We start from the raw sequence: 17,742 nt of genomic DNA, 5'->3' as shown, positions 1-17,742 counted from the left end.
TTAGAATCTTAAGCGTCCATTATAGTTGAAGCGATATCGCCCCTGCCCGTCGGGCGTAGGTAACCAGCTTAACTGCTCACGAAACGCCGCTGGGAACTCTTCTCCCGGCTTAAACCAAGCGGTGCTTTGGTAATCTTGATTTGGCTGAATAACCACTTCTGCGGCGCTCTCAACCTGAGAACTGCGTTGGTCCCCTTTGATGGTAATGGTGCTATCACTGCAGGTGAAATTCGCCACAATCGGGCCGACTTGCAGATCTTCAACTGGCGTGCCAATTGTGTCCGTGTTCCACACCACACTACCTTCTGCTGTTTGGCAATACGGCGCTGCGTAAGTCAGGTGTTTCACACTAAGCTCAACTTGCCCAGTTAACTCGAGCGGAATCGGCAAACGAGGTGCGAATGTCAGCACCTGCTCAACAGGCAAAGAGGCAATGAGGTTCTCTGTATAGGCGCCCGACAAACGGTAACCAACAACACCTCTACCCGTCAGCTGCATATCGCTGCCACGACCAAAACGGATTTGTGCTTCCGCTTGCCCTGAGAATAACTTGCTTGGTTGGAACTCCCACTGAACTTGACCAAAGTTATCTCGTTGCCAGCTCACGCTCTGCGCGCGGCCATTCCATAGCGTTCCTTCAACGCCACTTAACTGCAAAGCGCCCGGGAGTGGCGCGTACTTCACAACCAACTGCGCTGGAAGGTGTACAACCGCACTGGTGACAAAAATCACAACCAGCAACAAAGTGAGTAAGATTACTTTTTTCACACATTACCCCTTGGTCAACTGTAAACGCTTCACTTCAACCATCCCTTCGCGATCGCCTTTGTCGATATCAAGGAAGCTAACCAAAATACCGTGATCTTCCTGCAAGGCCGTAATCCATTCAACAAACTGGTTAAAAGGCATCGGCGCAATCCACACTTGCAACTGTTCACCACGAGGCTGGACTCGAACCAGTTCCACCTTGTAGCGACGAGCGGACGAAGAAACGGCTTGGTTGAGAGGCTGACCAGAAACGACTTTACCCGTTTGGCTGCGCAACTGGCTGATCTCATCTGCTTTCTCTTTTACCCAAGACAGCAACTGCTTTTCACTTTGGATACGCATTTGCGCAGCCTCTGCACGTTCAGACACGGGCTGAATCACGCCCCAGTAAAGGCTACCCAGTGCAATAAACGCCGAGCAGATCATCACTAAACGCTGCTCGCGTGGGGTTATTTTGCTCCACCAAGTTTGGAGCGGGGCTAATAATGCGTTCATATGCGCTCCTTATAATGGCTTCAGTACGTAAGAACCGTTCACCAATGTACCTGAACGATTCAACTGACCTTGCTCCACCTGATATTTACCAGCAAACAACTCGCGCGCTTTTTCAAACGTTTGGAAGTCTTTGCTTTGTGCTTGAATTCGAACTTCTATACGAGCAGCGTCAAACTTAAAGCTCGTTAACGTCAAACCAGGGACTTGTTTTAGTAGTGCCGGGAAACCTGTCATCCAAGTTAAGATGGATTCATCGACGCTCCCGCCAGACAATCGCTTGGCTTCGCGATCCATTTCTCGTTTGAGATAACTCACCGTTGGAATCTTGTTTTTTCCCGGTAAAGACTGGCGAAAAATGCGTTCACTCTCGGCGCGATAAGCGGCAGCTTGCGCTTCATAGCGTTGAATCTGCAGCAGGTTGTCGACCATCACCACTGCCATAAGAACCACAGCCGCGACCGCCACCTTTTGCCACACCTTCCAATAACGAACTAGCGACGATTTTGCCTTAAACTCACCTGTCAGCAACGTAATTTTGCTGCCAACCGCTTCTTGCGCTAGCATCTGCATCACGAGCGTTGGCTCACCATTGTGCCACTCTTGCCCGTCAGCTAAGGTAAGCTCAGGCAACGCTGAGTACGCGGTTAAAGGCAAGTAGTCATCTTGCTGTTTAACCCAGTCCGATTGCGCCACCATGCCTAGCCACTCTGAGTGAATAGCAAGGCCTTGATGCGGCCCTTTTTTCAGTAGCCACATGTCATCTAACTCAACCGCGCTGATGCCCTCTTGCGTTGGTAGCGCCAGCACGTCAGGCATCACCTTTTGGACTTGGCAGCCTGCCTCCGCCAACCCATGAAGAATCTGCTTCAACCAACTTTTTTCAACCGCACACACTTGAGCGTGGCCAGCCTGTTTACCCAAAATAGTAAAGTGAAGCTGCTCTACATCTTGAGCCAATTCATCTTCAACAATAAATGGCAGCATGGCTTCAAATTGGCGGCTGCCACCCGCGGGAATTTCAACCTCAGTCAAAACAATGCTCGCCGTCGATAGCAGCACAATGGTGCGACGGTTGTCAGCATAATCGGTCAGATCAGAGAGATGCTCCCAACTCGCCAGCTCTCCGCTCGCGATCACTTCCTTTTGCTGCTCAGACCAAACCAACCATTGAATGACGGCGTTGGTATTATTGCTCAGTCGAACGATCAGAAACTCGCTCACCGATACCTCCAAAGCGACGGCTAATTACCGTGGCAGTTTCTCGATTATCACTAAATAGCAGGCTACGAATCCGCACTCGCGAATCCCCTACTAGTATTTCTGCATCCATTTCAAAATATTTACTATCAACCGATAGGTAACCTTTGATGGGTTTCAATGTTTCTTGTTTGATACTTGCAAACGCACCTTCATTCAAAAAGTCTTCGACGCTTGCCCAGCCGTCAAACGGTCGATCTTCCAATACCTGCTTGGCTTGGTCGACACTGATATGGGGCTGAAACAACGCACTCAGGAGTTCTGCTTGCTCTGGGCGAACGGTATTGACGTTCAATCGAAACTCCGTCGTGGGTATGGCGCAAACGTAAGGCGCTAAGGTATTCATCACCTCGCCAGAGACTTGGTGGATTGCGCGCAATTCAGAACTGTCTGCCAGCAAGCCGTTAGCCGCTAAGTAGGCAGGCGTCATTGACTCGTAGTAGCTGTCTTCCACGCCAGAAACGGAGTTAACCGTGGTATTTCGGTCAACAAATTCCCATACGGACTGGGCAACCGCTTCTGCTTGGTAATTCTCAACTTCTAACTGTTCCATCAGGTTCTGTAGGCTCTCGACAAGATACGGTACTTTATCTGAGCCAGCATCTTGCTTCGCATCCACTAAGGCATTGAGGTTAAAACAAGCCTGCTGATCCACCAATCGGCCTTTTAGGGTGCCGTAATCAAGTGGGTAAGTCTGCTCTTCGAGCGCCCAAGGCTGTGACAGGTTGATGGTGTCCGCATCTTTGTAGCTCTGTTCAATACCAACCTTAGCCAAGGCTTCGACGCCAATGCTGTACCAGTAGGCTTGCTGGTAATTAATTTGATTAGTGGCTCGCTTAAACTGACCAAATAGGCGATCGGCCATACTCGCAGCAATACTGACCATAACCGCCAGAAGGAGTAATACGACGATCAAAGCAACACCGCGCTGAGGCTTAACTCGACTCATCGGTACCTCCGGTCGGCGTCAACTCACCACCATTGGTGAGATAAATTCGCTCAATGCGCCCGTAATCCTTAAGCTCCAAAATGACCGTGATGGCTTGAGGCAGAGCGTTTTTCTTTTCCCACGTTTGTTGCCAGTTTTGACCATCAAAAAAGCGCAAATCAAAACTCTCGACCTTATCAATCAGTGGCATCACCACAGGCGCTTGCCCTGCTGGTGTGTCTGGGTATCGCCACCACACACGCTCAAGTTGTTCATCTTTGATTCGATACCCCACTTTGGTTACCTCTCCACGAGGAAACTGCTGCTGTGGGTTATGCCAGCCACTACGAGCAAACATCACCCCTTTGGAGTCTGAGTCGAGCAGATAATCTTGCCAATGAACAAGCTGTGACGACGGCACCTCACCTTGAGTACGTGTTTGTCTGAGAGCCATTTGGCGAAAGTCATTGTTCATAAAGACCAAGGCGCGCTGCAAGGTTTTAAGCCGCTCGCTGCGCTCCAAAGAGAGCTCATTACTGCGCTGAACTTGGTTTAGCACTTGATAGGCTCCAACACTCAAGCTGGCAAAAATAGCTATCGCAACCAAAACCTCAATAAGAGTAAAGCCTTGCTGGCGGCGCTGGGAACGCTTATTTGGCGACATAGCTTCTTACCGTCACGATGGAGGCGCCACCTTTTTGGTCTGACACACTGACATCAAAAGCCTGCAATAAATCGCCAGTTGTCGAAACAGGCTCGATTGTCCAGAACCACTCTCGACCAGCCAACTCTTCGCTTCCTTGTTTCTTGGTGGGTTTGCGACCCGACAAGATCACTTTCGCCATTTGATTATCCACCACCATTGAAGCGAAGGTTTTTTCCTCTAGGTAGCTGAGCGTATTAATGTGCTGACTCACTGAACGAATCGTAGCGATGGCAGCGGTGGCAAAAATCGCCAATGCAACCAACACCTCTAACAAGGTGAAACCTTTATTGTTCTTCTTCATCGCTCTCTCCCGGGGCTAGAACAATGATTTGGCCATTTTCTTTTGCCACTACGCGCCATGCATCCTTTTCGACACTTCGCTCTTGAGGATAAATGGCAATAGAAAATGGGGTCACTTCTCCGCTCGACATAATAAACACTTGCGGCGGCTTGAGCTTTTTCTCATCTTCGACATCGGCAAACATCTCCTCATCAAACAGGCTACCTGGTTTGAAAAGTCGATCTTCGTCTTTCCAACTGTTTCCACCTAACTCCAGGAGCATCGCCAGTGAATCAGGTAGTTGTGCTTGTTCCGGAATCTGTTCATCGTCGAGTTTTTTCCAACCTTCGCTCTCAAGTGCCATTAAAAGGTAACTCGAGCGTTTTTCGTCAAAGCGCACACCGTAATCTCGGCCACTCAAAATCGCCTCCTCATTGAGAAGTTGTAAGCGATGATAAAGGGAGAGCGCCTGACTTTTCGCTTCGTCTGAGCTTTTCTGCGGTAATGTTGAGATGACAGCGACCGATGCAACTGAAAGCAGCACAAGTACTAATAAGATCTCAATGAGGGTAAACCCTTTACGGCTGAGCATAAGAATCGGGAGCAGCTGCCTGCCCCCTTTGCAAAGATTAGCGGTTACTGGAAGTCTTGAATGTTCCAGTTACCAATATCGGCATTGGCACCTTCACCACCTTCTTGACCATCAGCACCTAGCGTGAAGATGTCCACTGACCCTTTGTCGCCCGGGCTTAGGTATTGGTAGTCGTTACCCCAAGGGTCTGTCGGTAGACGCTTGATATAACCACCATCGCGATAGTTGCGTGGCTCTGGGCTAGATGGTTTGGTAACTAGTGCATCCAACCCTTGGTCTGTATTCGGGTACACGCTGTTATCAAGCTTGTACATGTCTAGCGCATTTTCCAATGCCACGATATCAGTGATCGCTTTTTGTTGATCGGCTTTCTCTTTGTTGCCCAGCAAGTTAGGCACAACAAAGCTCGCCAGAATGCCTAAGATAACAACAACAACCATGACTTCCAGTAAGGTAAAGCCAGACTGTTTCTTAGTTTTATTTTTCATTATTTTCTCCAAACCAAAATCTGAGGTACACGAGTGTCCTCTACGTTATCCACTCATTAAGTTGTTCATTTCTAGAATTGGCATCAAGGTCGCCATCACAATGAACAGTACTAACCCCGCCATCAAAGCAATCAACGCAGGGGTGAAAATTCCTAAAGCAATATTGATGGTCGACTCGAAGTTAGCGTCTTGGTTGTCCGCTGCACGGGTCAGCATCCCTTCCAGTTCACCACTTTGCTCACCACTGGCAATCATATGCAGCATCATCGGTGGGAACAACTTGGTCTGATCGAGAGCTTTGCGCAAACTTGCCCCTTCACGGACATTATCTCGCGCCAACATCACTTGCTGTTTAACAAAATGGTTGGACATAACATCCACCGCCACTTTCATCCCATCCAGAATCGGGATTGCGCTCGAGGTACAAATAGAGAGCGTTCGCGCAAATCGAGAGGTGTTGAGCCCGCGCGATATTTTACCAATTAGAGGCAAACGGACGACACGGCGATCCCAATTCAATCGCACGTTTGGCGAGCGCAGCATCATCTTGATCGCGTAAACCAAGACGATAATCGCAAGCAGCAGTTGCAAGCCCCAGTGCTGAATAAAATCACTGGACGCCAACAAAAACTGCGTTGATTGAGGCAATTCTTGGCCCATTTGCACAAACTGACCGACGATTTTTGGCACCACTGCCGCAAGCAAGAACGCCACGATACCAACAGCAAACACCACCAGCACTACCGGATAAATCATCGCTTGCTGCAACTTTGAGCGCAGCTTCTGGCGATTTTCCGCATAGTCAGCTAGACGCTCGAGTACGCCATCAAGGTGACCTGATTTTTCGCCCGCTTGAACCATCGAACGAAACAGTTCGTCAAAGATGTGTGGGTAGTCCGCTAAGCTGTCGGCTAAGGTATAACCTTCAACCACTTTTGAGCGCACCGCGAGCAACATGGTGCGAATACGTGGCTTCTCGGATTGCTCAGAGACCGCCTTCAAGCACTCTTCCAGCGGCATACCGGATTGAACTAGGGTCGCAAGTTGACGAGTGATCAGCGCTAAATCCGGCGTACTGATACCACGCTTGAAACTTAGGGTCGATTGGCTACTCTGCTTCTTGGCTTTTTGGCGAGTTTCGTTCACCTCAACCGGCACCAGCCCTTGCTCTTTAAGACGAGCACGCACCTGACGGGCGTTATCACCTTCGATCACGCCTTTCTGAGTCTTACCTTTGGCATTGAGAGCCTTATACTCAAATGCTGCCATTACCCTTCCTTAGTCACTCGCATCACTTCTTCAAGAGAGGTGATCCCATTGCGCACTTTGGATAAACCGTCTTCACGAATACTCGGTACGTCCTCACGAATCGCTTTTTCAATCGCTTGTTCACCCGCTTCACCATGAATCAATTCTTGGACTTGCTCGTTCACCACCAAGAGTTCATGGATACCGGTACGTCCGCGATAACCTTTAAAGTTACACGCCTCACAGCCACAAGCGCGATATAGCGTAAGATCTTCTTTCTTCTTCAGACCAAACAGCTTTTTGGTCTCTTTGTCTGCTTCATAAGGCTCTTTACAGTCCGAGCACAACGTTCTGACTAGTCTCTGAGCCAGCACGCCAAGTAGTGAAGAAGAAATCAGGAAAGGTTCAATGCCCATATCACGAAGACGTGTAATGGCACCTACTGCGGTATTGGTGTGCAGCGTCGACATCACTAAGTGACCTGTCAACGAGGCTTGGACTGCGATTTGCGCCGTTTCCAAGTCACGGATCTCACCGACCATCACCACATCAGGGTCTTGACGCAAAATAGCACGCAAACCGCGAGCAAAGGTCATATCGACCTTCGGGTTGACCTGCGTTTGGCCAATTCCATCAATATCAAATTCAATCGGGTCTTCGACGGTCAGGATATTTCGCTCGTTGCTGTTGAGCTCTTGTAAACCTGCGTACAAGGTTGTCGACTTACCCGAGCCAGTTGGACCGGTCACCAAAATGATGCCGTGCGGTCGCGCAATCATGGTTCGGAAGTGATCATGGTTACGCTCTGTCATGCCCAAGCTGTGTAAATCTAAGCGGGTCGCATTTTTATCAAGCAGACGCATTACCACGCGTTCACCATGGGATGAAGGCATGGTTGAAACACGCACATCCACCGCTCGGCCACCGATACGCAGGGAAATACGGCCATCTTGTGGCACGCGCTTTTCTGCAATATCCAGTTTGGCCATTACCTTGACACGAGAAACCAACAGCGGTGACAGCTTGCGGCTTGGAGACAAGACGTCACGAAGCACACCATCCACGCGGAATCGAATCGCTAGGCTCTTTTCAAACGTCTCAATATGAATATCAGAGGCGCCTTCTTTGATGGCTTCACCCAACATCGCGTTGATCAACTTGATGATTGGCGCATCGTCTTCTGATTCGAGCAAATCTTCATCTTGAGGAAGGTCTTCTGCAAGCGAGAAGAAATCGTCATTATCAGCGCCAATGTCTTCCATTAACTGGCGAGCTTCCGACGAGTCACGCTGATACGCCTGCGTGAGCTTGTGTTCAAACGCCTCTTTCGTGAGCTCTTCTAGGGTGATGTTTTGCCCAGCCACGCGCTGCACTTCAAGCAGCGCCGGCACTGCGAGAGGCGCAATGTAATAGAGTACTGCCCCACGCTCGCTTGGTTCTAGAACCAATTTAAAACGATTAGCGAAGCTGAAAGGCAAACGACGCACCGTGGTTACCGCTTCCATAGTCATTAGTTGGTTTCCATTTGATCAACGAATGCTTGGATTTCGGCAGGGTGGCGAATGTCATCCCCATATTTCGGCAGTACTGGAATATGACCATCATCCATCAATTTCAAACCTTGGTCGGCTTTATAGAGCTGTTCCGCTCGGATGAAGTTGTACTTACGCTGGGTAATACCATCGGCCGTCATGCCATCGCGAATGATGGTTGGCTTGATAAATACCATGAGGTTTTTCTTTTCAACCTGAGTGCTGGTCGACTTGAACAAATGCCCGAGAACAGGGATATCGCCAAGCAACGGCACTTTTGATTCACTTTCTAACGCTCGCTCGTCAATCAATCCACCTAGCACAATCATCTGGCCGTCATTCACCATCACCGACGTGTTCAATTGACGCTTAGCAAAACGTACGTCCACAGCGCCATTTGCACCCAAGACGTTAGAAACTTCTTGCTCAATGTTAAGTTGAACAGAGTTACCTTCATTGATTTGTGGAACCACTTTAAGCTTGATGCCCACTTCTTTACGATCAACGGTTTGGAATGGATTGTCGTTATTTGAGCCTGCGGTAGAACCTGTGATAACTGGCACTTCTTCACCAACAATGAACGACGCTTCACCATTATCCATAACGGTAATACTTGGAGAGGACAGGATGTTTGAGTTTGAATCGGTCGACACGGCACTGATCAACGCAGTCCAGTCTCCCATCACTAGGCTCACCGCCGCGCCGTTTACGCCAGCCAAAGCAGCTGCTAATGTCGAGTAATCGCCTTGTTTAGTCGTTTCTTCGTAATACTTAATGGCACCGGTATTACTATCGCGAATTGGTTTCTTTTCGGTAGTGTCTTTCGCCTCTTCTAGGCCTACCATCACCTGACCAATTGGTGCACCTGCGTTGCCATACTGAATCATGGCACCCGTCTCTAACGAGCCCCATTGCACGCCAAGATTAATACCGTCACCTTCAGCCATCTCAACAATAAGTGCCTCAATCAATACCTGAGCTCGGCGAATATCTAGCTGAGAAATCACATCTTGAAGTGCATTCATGATATCTGGCGGCGCAGTCAGTACTAGCGCATTGGTATCTGGATGCGCTGCGATCATCACTTCACCACGCTTGGCACTTGAACTGCTCTTGCTTCCCGCAGACTTTTCAGCTTGAAGGTTGTCTGACACGCCTTTAAGCACATCAACCAACTCTTCTGCTTTGGCATATTTAAGATACACAACGCGATTGTTGCCTTTCGACGCCATTTCTACATCAAGCTGCTTGATCAACTTACGTAAACGCTGACGCACTTGAGGGTCACCAGAAATGAGGATTGAGTTTGTTCGGTCGTCAGCCACAAGTTTAGGCTGTAGAAAAGCAGGGGTATTTTTGCTGTCATTGGTTTTATTAAGAGCTTCAACGATTCGCACCATTTCAGCGGCTGATGCGTTATCAAGATCAACCACTTCGATCTCTTTGTCACCCGCTTGGTCGACACGCTTAATGATGTCAGCCAAACGGTTCACAACCGCAGCACGGCCTGTAATCAAGATGATGTTTGCCGGATCGTAGTGCACGACGTTACCCGCACCGGCATTGTCGTTTAACTGGCGTAATAGAGGAGAAAGCTCACGGACAGAAACGTTGCGCACCGCGACCACTCGCGTCACGACTTCATCGCCTTTTACCGAGCCGTCGCCCACCACTGGAATCGCAGAAGTCTTGGCGTCTTTCGACTTAACGACCTTAACAACGCCGTTGTCCATTTCAACCACGGCATAACCATACACTTCCAATACATTGAGGAAGAAGCTGTAGTATTGCTCTTCCGTCAACATATCGTAACTACGCACGTCCACTTTGCCGCGAACGGAAGGGTCAACAATAATGGTTTTATCTAGGTTACGGCCAACAATATTGATGAATTCTTGAATGTCTGTGCCTTTGAAGCTGGCACTGAACGTGTTTTCGTTCGCCGTGACTAAGCTAGGTGCGGTCAGTAAGCTTCCTGCTAAAAGCCATGCGCTTTTCTTGAGCCAATGGTTCACTCGTTACTCCTCATGCGATGAACAAAGCCAACGCTGTTTTATAATTCAATGTATATCTCGTAGGGTTGGCCATCTCGCTCAACCGTGAGAGTCAACTCAGTCATGTCAGAGATGGTTTGGAAAATCTCTCCCATCGCCGCTGAGTCTTTTAAATCCAATCCATTTATTTGTGTCGCGACATCGCCCGGTTTTAAACCTACAGAGTCAAACAGCGCTTTATCTTTACCTGGTGTCAGTCGATAACCCAAGACGTCGCCATCTCGCTTCACCTGTGACATTCGGACATATTGGAAGATTTGCTTCGCGTCCTGTTGGATCTCTTGGCGAATCTGCTCGAGTTTTTGCTCTGAGACTTGAGCAGGTTGGCGAACAGGTGAAGTGTCTGGTGTCGGCTGAGGTTTGGTGTACTTCAAGCCTTCCAACATGACCGTCTCGTTACGACCGGCATTGTCGATAATCACACGGTCAACCTGTACTTGGTATAATTTCGCTCGCGTGCCTTCTATAACTTCGCCAATCCCGTAGGTGGCTTGCTTGCCTCGATTGGCGATCACCGCGAGGCTCTTATTAGAGTTTGTACTCTGAACCACGCCCACCAATACCACATTCAAACGGCTTTTCGGAGCATCTTCGACTTTTGGTTGTGTAACAACTTGACGTTGCTCCTGATATTCACCGAATAAGTGACTATTCTGCAGCTCTGACAAGTTGACGGTTTGTGAGGTGGTAGGCTTCCCAGACGAGGCGAGGACAGGTTGCCATTTCGTCACGCTATCAGACACTAAAGGTTGCCAAATCAGTTGTCCTAAAATCCACGCACTCAACGCGAGCAACAACGTCATTAAGGTAAAGCTAATACGCTGCTGCACTTGAACTTCTTTTACTGACTCGCCCAACTTATAAAGTGCGCTTACGCCTTGTTGCTTCACTGAATATCCTTCTCGTTTGCGCTGAGTAAAAATGGCGCCCGATAATCAAAAGGGCAGCCAATCATTGTACCAAAATATGAAACAAGCTAAACCGTTTACTCTATTTGTACAGCCTTGCAAAAGACATTTTTGCAACTCTCGCTTGAAAAATGGGCGGCATGTCACCATTGTTACTTCAACATATTGGCATCCACATCCACCATCCTTAGAGGTCACTATTCCCAATGGGTTCCCAAACAGAAGCAGTCAGACTCGATAAATGGCTTTGGGCCGCGCGCTTTTATAAGACTCGCTCCATTGCTCGAAATATGGTCGATGGCGGCAAAGTTCACTATAATGGCCAACGAAGCAAGCCGAGTAAGGCTGTTGAACTCGGTGCCATCATTACCCTTCGTCAAGGTCACGAAGAGAAAACCGTTGTAATAGAAAAGATTTCTGATCAACGCCGTGGCGCCCCAGAAGCTCAAACCCTATACAGTGAAACCGCCGAAAGCGTAAATAAGCGTGAAGAAAACGCCATGCAGCGCAAACTTCATGCTCACAACCCTAGCCCTGATCGTCGCCCCGATAAGAAACAGCGTCGCGACATCATCAAGTTTAAACATCAGTAAGTACCATACGTACGAGGAAACCACTCCATGTCAAACAACGTATTAAACCGCTACCTTTTCGAAGATCTCTCTGTACGTGGTGAGTTGGTACAATTGGATGAAGCATACCAACGTATTATTTCTAGCAAGGAATACCCAGCTGCACTGCAAAAGCTGCTTGGTGAGCTACTCGTTTCAACAACCCTTCTTACGGCAACACTAAAGTTCGAAGGTTCCATTACCATGCAACTTCAAGGTGATGGACCGGTATCACTGGCGGTTATCAACGGTGATCACGACCAAAAGATCCGTGGCGTTGCACGCTGGGAAGGTGACATCGCTGAAGACGCGTCAATCCATGACATGATGGGTAAAGGTTATCTTGTCATTACGATTGAGCCGAAAAAAGGTGAGCGATACCAAGGTATTGTTGCGCTAGAAGGCGACAATCTGGCAGAAATCCTAGAAGGTTACTTCGCCAACTCCGAGCAGCTTAAAACGCGCATTTGGATCCGCAATGGCGAGATCGACGGCAAGAAGCACGCTGCAGGTATGCTTATTCAGGTAATGCCAGACGGTACAGGCTCACCAGAGGACTTTGAGCACCTCGAGCAGTTGACGGACACCGTCAAAAACGAAGAGTTGTTCACGCTTGAAGCCAATGAGCTGCTATATCGTTTATACAATCAGGAGAAAGTTCGTCTATTTGAACCGCAACCTGTTGAATTCCACTGTGGCTGTTCACGTGAACGCAGCGGTGCCGCGATCGTGACGATCGATCGAGCAGAAGTGAACGACATTTTAGCCGAGCTTGGTTCAATTTCTTTACATTGTGATTACTGCGGCACGACATATACGTATGACGAAGCAGAGGTCTCTGAGCTATTTATTGAAGCAAATTCGGGCAATAAAACCCTGCATTAATTTTCATAGCTTATCAAGCACGTAATTTTCCTATCAAAAGGCCTGCACCACGCAGGCCTTTTTGTGATCAAAAGCCCGCTACACCTAGCCTGAACTGTAATAAAACAACTGGTTAATTTTAATCAATTATTAATTCTTTTGCCCTAGCGCAAAGCTTTGCGCACACGATAAACTATCCCAGCCAATATGTGATGAGTCGCTTAAAACCCCACGAAAATCATGGATATTTTTTGAGCTATATCCCTGTTTTCTCGCAAGCCCATTGCTAGCATGGTGAGCAGATAAAAATTACAAAAATTCTTACAAAATCCCTACAAATATTCCGATAAGGAGCACCTATGACCGTTATGGAACATACAAAGGCTGCAACAATTGATCTTACTAAACATGGGCTGCAAAACGTAAAAGAGGTTGTTCGTAACCCAAGCTACGAAATGTTGTTCGAAGAAGAGACTCGTGCTGATCTGGAAGGCTACGAAAAAGGTGTAGTCACCGAATTAGGCGCTGTTGCAGTTGATACCGGTATTTTTACTGGCCGCTCACCGAAAGATAAGTACATCGTCAAAGACGCAACCACAGAAGAGCATATGTGGTGGACCTCTGACGCCGTTAAAAATGACAATAAGCCAATCGATCAAGCGGTATGGAATGATCTTAAAAAACTCGTGACCAACCAGCTTTCTGGTAAACGCGTGTTTGTCATTGACGGTTACTGTGGTGCAAACCCTGATACTCGTTTGAGTATTCGTGTTATCACCGAGGTGGCATGGCAAGCGCACTTCGTGAAAAACATGTTCATCCGCCCTTCAGAAGAAGAGCTTGCAACGTTTGAACCTGACTTCGTGGTCATGAATGGCGCAAAATGCACCAACCAGAAGTGGAAAGAGCATGGTCTGAACTCTGAAAACTTCACCGTGTTTAACTTAACTGAGCGCATGCAGTTAATCGGCGGTACTTGGTATGGCGGCGAGATGAAGAAAGGTATGTTCGCCATGATGAACTACTTCCTGCCACTTAAAGGTATCGCGTCAATGCACTGTAGTGCGAACAAGTGCAAAGAAAACGGCGATGTGGCGATCTTCTTTGGCCTTTCTGGTACGGGTAAAACAACCCTATCGACAGACCCTAAACGTGAGTTAATCGGCGACGATGAGCACGGCTGGGACGACGACGGTATCTTCAACTTCGAAGGCGGTTGTTACGCGAAGACAATCAAGCTCTCTAAAGAAGCTGAGCCGGACATCTACAACGCGATTCGCCGTGATGCGCTGCTAGAAAACGTCACCGTACGTAATGATGGTTCTATTGACTTTGATGACGGTTCTAAAACAGAGAACACGCGTGTCTCTTACCCAATCGAGCACATTGAGAACATCGTGAAGCCGGTGTCTAAAGCAGGCCATGCCAACAAGGTTATCTTCCTATCAGCAGATGCGTTTGGTGTACTTCCACCAGTATCAAAACTGACTCCGGAACAAACTAAGTACCACTTCCTATCAGGCTTTACCGCAAAACTGGCGGGCACTGAGCGTGGCATTACAGAGCCAACACCAACGTTCTCAGCGTGTTTTGGCGCGGCATTCCTGACACTGCACCCAACCAAATACGCTGAAGTATTGGTTAAGCGTATGGAAGCGGCAGGCGCAGAGGCGTACCTTGTCAACACGGGCTGGAACGGCAGCGGTAAACGTATCTCTATCCAAGATACGCGCGGCATCATTGACGCAATCCTAGATGGCTCTATCGAAGAAGCGGAAACGAAGCACATTCCGATCTTCAACCTAGAAGTGCCAACCGCGCTACACGATGTGGATCCGACCATTCTCGACCCTCGCGATACTTACACTGACCCACTTCAATGGGAAAGTAAGGCAAAAGATCTTGCGAGCCGCTTTATCAATAACTTTGATAAGTACACCGACAACGATGAAGGTAAATCATTAGTCGCAGCTGGTCCTCAGCTTGATTAGTGATATCGACATCAAATCGTAATCTAAGCCCCTCTTTTGAGGGGCTTTTTGTTGCCTGATGGTCAAAAATGTTTCAAGCTAACAGCACTAAAGCGAGGGAATACGTGCTGTGAAGAAACCGCTGATACTGACCACCATCATCCTGATAAGCCTAATTTGCCTTTCGTTGCTATCGTTGTTTGCCATACTGCAGACACGCCACGCGCCGCAAGTGGTTAGCTATTTGTTCGAGCAACTCACCCCCTACCGAGTAAATGCCCAGCAAGTTACCTACACACCACCACTCCAGCTTTCTCTACAGGATGTGGTTGTCGAACGAGAACAACAACAAGCACGCATTCCAAAGCTGACCGTATGGCTCAGCCAGTCGTTCTGGCAAAATGGCAAGCTCGCTTTCGATTCATTACTCGTTGAAAGCGCAATACTCGACCTTAGCCACAATTACGCTTCGATGCTGGACGGCATTACCCTTCGCCAAGTGGCGCTGCAGCATGTCGATCTTACTTCGGAGCAATGGTCAGCAAGAGAGGTCAATTTGCAGGTCGAGAATCCTGAATGGAAGCAAAACAATCAGGCCCTGCCCTTTGGCGATATTCAATTTTCAGCAAAACAGCTTTATGTTCGTGGCGAAGCCCTGAACGACGTCTTAGTTGATGCTCAATACAAACCTCAGAACAGCACTCTCTATGGCGCATCATTCAAATGGCATGGCGCTGAGTTCTCTGGTCAAGCAGAGCAATTTCAACAAGGCTGGTCACTCATCAATGTGACGGTTTTTGATCTCAATCTCGACAGCGTTGCCCCGGCAACAAAACTGGTCAACACATTGAACTCTCTAGAGTTTCCGGTCTACCACATCAACAGCCTTGATATACTGCGAAGCAACGTTAACTACCAAGGTTGGCATTTTGAACAGTTGGATGCCTCAATCGAGAATCTTTATCTCAATCAGTCGCTTTGGCAACAGGAAAATGGCTACTTCTCGTTTGATGCCGAACTGCTCACCTACCAAGAGTTAAGGTTTATTAACCCAACGGCCGAGCTTGGATTTGGGAACAATGACATTAACGTTGAGCTGTTTAACGCCGACTTCAAACAAGGCTGGCTGCAATTTAAAGGCAAACTATCCCAAGAACGTATTGCACTTGATGAGCTTAGAGTCTCTGGCGTGAAGTGGCTTGAAGACCTTCCTCAGATGAGCAGCGAGTTAAAGGCGTTGGTTTCATCACTTAGCTCTCTGACCATCAAAGAGCTCGACGTGCGTAACAGTCAATTTATTCAAGTGGAAAAACGCCCCTATTGGCAGGTATCAGGACTGAGCATCGAAGGGCGTGACCTTGAGTTCATCAATCCCCAGCAAACAGGATTACTGAACGGCAAAATTGAGCTAAGCGCCAGTAACGCCAGCCTAGATAACCTATTGAGCACTCAGTTGGTTGTGGAGATGCAAGCTGAGCAAGGGAAACTGAATCTGGAGCGCGCTTTCTTCCCGCTTCAGGCTGGCTACATCGAAGCCAATGGCCAGTGGGATCGTAGCAGCATCAGCGCTCCGTGGAGGCTGACCCTGCATGCCGATGGCGTACCTACCGACTTACCACTGTTTGATGCACAGCTGCCATTTCACCTGCAAGGGATGGCGGAAGTGGAGCTTGAGCTATCCGGTTTATCTGGTGATTACGCCATGTTTGCACATAGCCTGTCCGGAGATGCCAAACTGCAACTGCATCAAACCACGCTCAAAGCAAAGAGCGCCGACGGTGAAACCAGTTTTGAACAGGAATGGCCATTAGAGACGATTTCGATTCAGGCCGACCGAGGGCGGCTGAGCCTTTCTTCCAAAGGAGAAGAAGCCGAACTGACAGGGCATATTGATATGCTAAAGTCGGAATTTGCGACGCTGCTCTTTCGCACTCAAACCCCATGTCAGCGGTTGTGGTCGGATATTTTCAGTTTAACCAATGTAATTGAACAAACCTGCCAAGAGGCAGAGGCCGCGCCACCAGCCCATGCTGATGGCGTGCAACATCAAGAAGAGGCGTCTGACTCTTCCGGCAAAATCGCCTTGTAGTTGGGTAGCAGCATGTAGGTGCCAATGAACTCAACGGCGGCGTCATCACCGCTGTAGATAGTCACATGAATGACAATCCGCGCTTTGCGGCCAGACGCAAGTCGGTCTAAATCTCCGCTGATGCCGTCAAGAGATGTCGACGCAACTGGATTCTGGGTCACTGGATGACGATAGCGGATCTGGCTGTCTGCCAGCACGATATCTCCGGTAAGATTACGCTCTTTCATCAATAACCATGTCATGCCCCATCCGGTTAAGGTCGCCAGCGTAAAGGCCGAGCCAGCAAACATCGTATTGTGTGGGTTTAGGTTGGGGTTTAACTGGGCACTACACTCAAACTGATAACCCGTGTATTGGTTAATCTTGATGCCCATTTTGTCACTGATGGGAATTTGATTCTCCCAACGCTCTTGCAGCTCCGTGCACCACTCCGGCTTGCGAAGGACATTGGCCATTGGGTCAAGGGGTTTAACCATCTGTAGGTGGCGAACAGGGCCACGCTCATCCGTCAACTCACCTCGCCTCTCAAAGCCGTTTTTCTCATAGAAGGCGATCGCATCTTCACGAGCATTACACACCAAGCGCTTTGCCCCTTCTTGGCGAGCCAAGGATTCAAGAGCAACAAGCACAAGCGACCCCATCCCTTTGCTTCGGCGAGCACCTTTTACCGCCATGTAACGAATCTGACCTTCGCTATCAGGGGTGATGTATAAGCGCCCAATCGCCATAGGTCGTCCACGGCCATCGACAATCATGCGGTGGTGACTCATTGGATCGTACTCATCTCGCTCTGAACCAAGCGGCATGCGCCAAGGCTCACGCAGCATTTGCCAACGAAAGTGATAGTACTTGTTCAGTTGGTTTTCCGTTTTTGGCGTAATCAGCTTAAACATAAAAGTCCTTTTTTATGAAAGAGCACCGCTCTTCCCTTCTAGCCTTTGTCTTTCATTAT

At 48.6% G+C, this 17,742-nt stretch carries 17 protein-coding genes; 4 read left to right on the top strand and 13 right to left on the bottom strand.

Annotation, left to right across the window (positions count from 1 at the left end):
- From U9J37_RS11895 to gspC, 12 genes are read right to left on the bottom strand one after another with little or no spacing between them, the layout of a single operon-like run.
- The gene (locus U9J37_RS11895) at positions 1–768 is read right to left on the bottom strand and encodes a type II secretion system protein N (protein WP_005472595.1); all 768 of its coding nucleotides are present in this window, start codon (positions 766–768) and stop codon (positions 1–3) included.
- A gap of 3 nt (positions 769–771) precedes the next feature.
- A complete protein-coding gene (locus tag U9J37_RS11890) occupies positions 772–1,263 on the bottom strand; it encodes a type II secretion system protein M (RefSeq protein ID WP_005472517.1) in 492 nt (163 codons plus the stop codon).
- A gap of 9 nt (positions 1,264–1,272) precedes the next feature.
- Entirely contained in the window at positions 1,273–2,484 is a 1,212-nt protein-coding gene (gspL, locus tag U9J37_RS11885) for a type II secretion system protein GspL (RefSeq protein ID WP_005472454.1), read from the bottom strand.
- Complete coding sequence (gspK, locus tag U9J37_RS11880; RefSeq protein WP_005472558.1) at positions 2,450–3,469, bottom strand: type II secretion system minor pseudopilin GspK; 1,020 nt, start codon at positions 3,467–3,469, stop codon at positions 2,450–2,452. Before gspK ends, gspL begins: the two co-directional genes overlap by 35 nt.
- Positions 3,456–4,112, bottom strand: coding sequence for a type II secretion system minor pseudopilin GspJ (gene gspJ, locus U9J37_RS11875; RefSeq protein ID WP_005472512.1), 657 nt, complete (start codon positions 4,110–4,112; stop codon positions 3,456–3,458). Before gspJ ends, gspK begins: the two co-directional genes overlap by 14 nt.
- Entirely contained in the window at positions 4,099–4,455 is a 357-nt protein-coding gene (gene gspI / locus U9J37_RS11870) for a type II secretion system minor pseudopilin GspI (RefSeq protein ID WP_005472493.1), read from the bottom strand. Before gspI ends, gspJ begins: the two co-directional genes overlap by 14 nt.
- On the bottom strand, positions 4,439–5,026 hold the full coding sequence (gene gspH / locus U9J37_RS11865; RefSeq protein ID WP_005472571.1) for a type II secretion system minor pseudopilin GspH: 588 nt from the start codon (positions 5,024–5,026) through the stop codon (positions 4,439–4,441). Before gspH ends, gspI begins: the two co-directional genes overlap by 17 nt.
- Before the next feature lie 44 nt (positions 5,027–5,070).
- Positions 5,071–5,514, bottom strand: coding sequence for a type II secretion system major pseudopilin GspG (gene gspG, locus U9J37_RS11860; RefSeq protein WP_005472556.1), 444 nt, complete (start codon positions 5,512–5,514; stop codon positions 5,071–5,073).
- Positions 5,515–5,559: 45 nt separating this feature from the next.
- On the bottom strand, positions 5,560–6,783 hold the full coding sequence (gene gspF, locus U9J37_RS11855) for a type II secretion system inner membrane protein GspF (protein WP_005472568.1): 1,224 nt from the start codon (positions 6,781–6,783) through the stop codon (positions 5,560–5,562).
- Positions 6,783–8,273 carry a type II secretion system ATPase GspE gene (gene gspE / locus U9J37_RS11850; protein ID WP_038213293.1) on the bottom strand — a complete coding sequence of 497 codons (1,491 nt, stop codon included), beginning with the start codon at positions 8,271–8,273 and terminating at the stop codon, positions 6,783–6,785. The genes gspF and gspE overlap by 1 nt, the downstream gene beginning before the upstream one ends.
- The gene (gene gspD / locus U9J37_RS11845; RefSeq protein WP_005472447.1) at positions 8,273–10,309 is read right to left on the bottom strand and encodes a type II secretion system secretin GspD; all 2,037 of its coding nucleotides are present in this window, start codon (positions 10,307–10,309) and stop codon (positions 8,273–8,275) included. The genes gspE and gspD overlap by 1 nt, the downstream gene beginning before the upstream one ends.
- A gap of 38 nt (positions 10,310–10,347) precedes the next feature.
- Complete coding sequence (gene gspC / locus U9J37_RS11840; protein WP_005472460.1) at positions 10,348–11,238, bottom strand: type II secretion system protein GspC; 891 nt, start codon at positions 11,236–11,238, stop codon at positions 10,348–10,350.
- Positions 11,239–11,462: 224 nt separating this feature from the next.
- On the opposite strand from gspC, the gene hslR reads away from it, so the two are divergent.
- From hslR to U9J37_RS11820, 4 genes are all read left to right on the top strand, one after another.
- Positions 11,463–11,849, top strand: a complete 387-nt coding sequence (hslR, locus tag U9J37_RS11835; protein ID WP_005472530.1) for a ribosome-associated heat shock protein Hsp15 — start codon at positions 11,463–11,465, stop codon at positions 11,847–11,849.
- Positions 11,850–11,876: 27 nt separating this feature from the next.
- Positions 11,877–12,752: an Hsp33 family molecular chaperone HslO gene (hslO, locus tag U9J37_RS11830; protein ID WP_005472509.1), complete on the top strand. Its 876-nt coding sequence runs from the start codon at positions 11,877–11,879 to the stop codon at positions 12,750–12,752.
- A gap of 338 nt (positions 12,753–13,090) precedes the next feature.
- Complete coding sequence (pckA, locus tag U9J37_RS11825) at positions 13,091–14,722, top strand: phosphoenolpyruvate carboxykinase (ATP) (protein ID WP_005472588.1); 1,632 nt, start codon at positions 13,091–13,093, stop codon at positions 14,720–14,722.
- A 109-nt stretch (positions 14,723–14,831) separates the two neighbouring features.
- Positions 14,832–16,790: an AsmA family protein gene (locus U9J37_RS11820; protein ID WP_043886988.1), complete on the top strand. Its 1,959-nt coding sequence runs from the start codon at positions 14,832–14,834 to the stop codon at positions 16,788–16,790.
- Here U9J37_RS11820 and U9J37_RS11815 read toward each other — a convergent pair.
- A complete protein-coding gene (locus tag U9J37_RS11815) occupies positions 16,748–17,683 on the bottom strand; it encodes a bifunctional GNAT family N-acetyltransferase/hotdog fold thioesterase (protein WP_005472601.1) in 936 nt (311 codons plus the stop codon). The genes U9J37_RS11820 and U9J37_RS11815 overlap by 43 nt on opposite strands.
- Positions 17,684–17,742: the final 59 nt, after the last annotated feature.

The sequence above is a fragment of the Vibrio sp. 16 genome, assembly GCF_963681195.1.
GTDB lineage: Bacteria > Pseudomonadota > Gammaproteobacteria > Enterobacterales > Vibrionaceae > Vibrio > Vibrio sinaloensis_D.
This window is presented reverse-complemented; position numbering and strand designations above follow the sequence as displayed.